The organism is Natronincola peptidivorans (assembly GCF_900111615.1).
Classification (GTDB): Bacteria; Bacillota; Clostridia; order Peptostreptococcales; family Natronincolaceae; genus Natronincola_A; species Natronincola_A peptidivorans.
This window is the reverse complement of record NZ_FOHU01000047.1, coordinates 1-3,124: the sequence shown is the minus strand read 5'-3', so window position 1 is coordinate 3,124 and position 3,124 is coordinate 1. Positions and strand designations below refer to the sequence as shown.

Annotated in this window: 4 protein-coding genes; 3 read left to right on the top strand and 1 reads right to left on the bottom strand. The window is 34.9% G+C overall.

The features are described 5' to 3' along the window. The coding region (locus BMX10_RS18150; RefSeq protein WP_170834891.1) for a hypothetical protein at positions 1-196 on the top strand (196 nt) is incomplete at its 5' end. Between the two features lie 228 nt (positions 197-424). Beyond that, positions 425-1,087, top strand: coding sequence for a hypothetical protein (locus tag BMX10_RS17615; RefSeq protein ID WP_090447097.1), 663 nt, complete (start codon positions 425-427; stop codon positions 1,085-1,087). A gap of 121 nt (positions 1,088-1,208) precedes the next feature. On the opposite strand, the gene BMX10_RS17610 is transcribed toward BMX10_RS17615, so the two are convergent. Beyond that, positions 1,209-2,477, bottom strand: a complete 1,269-nt coding sequence (locus BMX10_RS17610) for an ATP-binding protein (protein ID WP_090447095.1) — start codon at positions 2,475-2,477, stop codon at positions 1,209-1,211. Between the two features lie 296 nt (positions 2,478-2,773). On the opposite strand from BMX10_RS17610, the gene BMX10_RS17605 reads away from it, so the two are divergent. Then, the gene (locus BMX10_RS17605) at positions 2,774-3,034 is read left to right on the top strand and encodes a hypothetical protein (protein ID WP_090447093.1); all 261 of its coding nucleotides are present in this window, start codon (positions 2,774-2,776) and stop codon (positions 3,032-3,034) included. The last annotated feature ends 90 nt before the right edge of the window (positions 3,035-3,124 follow it).

Sequence of the window (3,124 nt, the reverse complement as noted above, 5' to 3'; positions counted from 1 at the left end):
TACTATCACCCTCCTTACTACTATTATGGGCGATTCTATGCATGCTATATCAAGATTACCTTATCCATTTATTGGATTTTTGGCGCGGCCTGACGGTTCTGCTGTGCTGGCAAGGCTGGGCTATGAGAATAAAGAGCCTATCTTTATTACGAAGGACATCGATGCCTGCTATCAGTTATCAACATATTTGACTTGAATAGGAAGTATTAAGCATAGGGACAGTTCCTTTACTTCCTTCGATAGGTCTTAAATTCTGATAAGGATTGCCTCGGCAATACCGCAACTAATTATATTACAGCATAAGCCCTAACCGTATCTTCGGTTGGGGCTTTGCTTAGGGTATACATTTCATGACGAAAAATAACCGTTTCATGCAGTTGGCAACTAATTCCTAATATTTTTTGCTATCATATAAAGAAGATTGATGCCAAAAATTTTCTTAATAGGGGAGATTTTTAGTAGGAATATTGGAGTTAAATTAGGAAAGGAGGATTCAAATCCAAAAAACGATAAACTAAATCGCAAAAAAAGATCAAATAACGTTTATGTCATTATTTTGAAAATTAAAGGAGAGATTAAAATTATGAAAAAAATTAAATATTTAGCAATTGCACTAACGGTTCTATTTATGCTAGTATCTCTAACCGCATGTGGTGGTGGCGATGCTGCACCTGCTAATAACGCTGTCAAAGATGATTTAAAAGATTATATTAATAATCATGCAGTTACAAACTTTGTACCTCTAAATGAAGAAATCGTGATCCATTACACAGAGGCAGTACAAACTGGTGATGGGGACGTTTTAGCAACAGTGTTAAAAGAAAACCTTATCCGTAACGCATTGCTTTTTGAAGAACTGGAAGCGTATACCCCCGAAACTACTGAAGTTCAGGAATTGCATAACATCTTTTTTAAGGCTGTCGAAATAAGGGAATTAGCTTATGTAGATATATTATTAGTTTTAACTGATTTAGATGCTGAAGAAGAAGATATAAATGCTGCATTTGATATGTTAGATGAAAGTGATAACCTCTTCATAGAATTTTCAACAAAAATGGATGCCATGAGAAAAGATTTAGGTCTTTAATAAGGTTAATCCAAGCTAAAACAAAAACTAGACCTAGTAGAGAGTAATTCCTTCAGGGTCTAGTTTTGACGTTTCTGGGAGAAGTTCATTAATTACTTACATTATTACAATGTACCAATTATTACAGGATAATACTTGTTTTAAAAATTCCATTTTCTGTAGTGAAGGAATATACTCCACCGTATTTTTGTGCTACCGCTACTATGCTTTTGGTTCCCAGGCCATGGCCCTCCTCGGTACTTATAGGCATGTCGTCAACAAATATGACTGTCCCATCGAAACTGTTGGTGATTTGTATATAAACCTTATTATTATTGATTTTTGAGACAATTTTTATAATTTTGTCCTTGTTGCTGCGAATGCTTTTGCAGGCATTAATGGCATTTTCAAGGGTGTTTGCAAAAAAAACGCAAAGGTCCATATCGGAAATGGCGGTTTTCTCTGGCAGATCTATCTGGGTTTCAACTCTAATTAGCTCATCTTTGGCCTTCGTTATGTAAGAATATAGAATCAAATTGACAGAGTAATTGTTACAATACTTTTTAACCACTGCATCCTCAATGTTTTTTTCTATCGCTGTAATGTATTTTTGCGCCTCTGTCTTGTTGTTGTCCGCAAGGTAGGAACTTATCATATCAAGATGGTGTCGCATATCGTGGCGATAAATGAGGGTTTTTTCTTGAGATTCTTTTAATTCTTCCAAATGCACCTGTGCCGAGGCTACTTGCATTTTTAGTAAATTTTGTTCGTTTTGCAGGGTGAGCTGTTCTCTGGTTTGTCTGAAAAATCGCAGAATGAGAAAATAAGCTGAAAAAACCAAAATAAAGAGCAGGACAGCATCCTTAATCATTGATCCAATTGCCACATTGTCCAAATTATACATTCCAATAGAATAAATAAGCACAGAGTATGAAAGGGGTATAAGGCTAAATCCTAACCAGCCTTTATCTGTGTTGTCCATCATGTAAATAAATAGAGGACGAACATACTTGTAAATAATAAGCCCCGCGGGTAGATACAGAATATAGGCAACAATGTTGACAACTTTTCTGCTGGAGTCAAAAAAATATGAAATAATAAGTCCTACAAAAGAGAAAGACGTACTAATCGCAACTAGTGTCAAAAGAACAAAAAATACCTTAATTGGTTTGAACTTTGATGCAATCACAAATCCTAAAAATACGGGAAGGTGGACAAGAAGGGGATATAGTTTCATGAAATGGGCATACCCGAATTTTAGCATTATAAACCCATCGCAAATTAGCACGACAGTTGCATAAAGCCCCAGCAGATAGCGGTTCTTCTTGTGTTTAATTTCGCAATCCAAAAGCATATACATCACGGTAATAGCGAAAATAAAACTAAGCAAAGACCTTATATAATCCATCATGTGTTTTTTCCTCCATTAAGCTTCAACTTGAAATGAATAATTGATATATTTGAAAGATCCCCTATGGTATCATCGCAAATAGCTATTCACAACATAAAAACACTCCTAATAGTATGAGTTTACATATGAATTATACCATAAAATGACTATTTTAAGATAGTCATTTTATGACGAAAAGTCCTTTCATGACGAAAAAACGTCGATTCATGCAAGGGACATTTTTTCATAGATAAATTTGATAGCATGGTAATAGGAATTATTAATGAGATTTTAAGGATCTAAGGAGGAGATTTGCTGTGAAGAAAAATAAGCGTAATAAAATATTGGCAATGCTTCTGATTGGTATTTTAATAGTATTACTAACTACATGCGGCGGCGAAGAAAGTACACAGGTAAGCACACAGCTAAGCAGTGACACGGAATGGGCGATTTATTGGTATCTTTGCGGTAGCGATTTAGAGACTTTTTATGGCTCTGCAACCACTGATCTAGAAGAAATTTTAGCGGTTAAACTACCAGAAAATGTGGAAATTGTCATTCAAACAGGAGGTGTGTAAATGTCAATCCCGAAATGCACAAAATTTATAATCTCAAAATGTACAATTATTATAATTAGTGGTTATTATTTTTCCTAACTTCAAGTAACT

Excerpts from the sequence above, each read along its gene's own strand:
- BMX10_RS17615 (WP_090447097.1), top strand. The coding sequence starts at position 425 with ATGCCAAAAATTTTCTTAATAGGGGAGATTTTTAGTAGGAATATTGGA.
- BMX10_RS17610 (WP_090447095.1), bottom strand. The coding sequence starts at position 2,477 with ATGATGGATTATATAAGGTCTTTGCTTAGTTTTATTTTCGCTATTACC.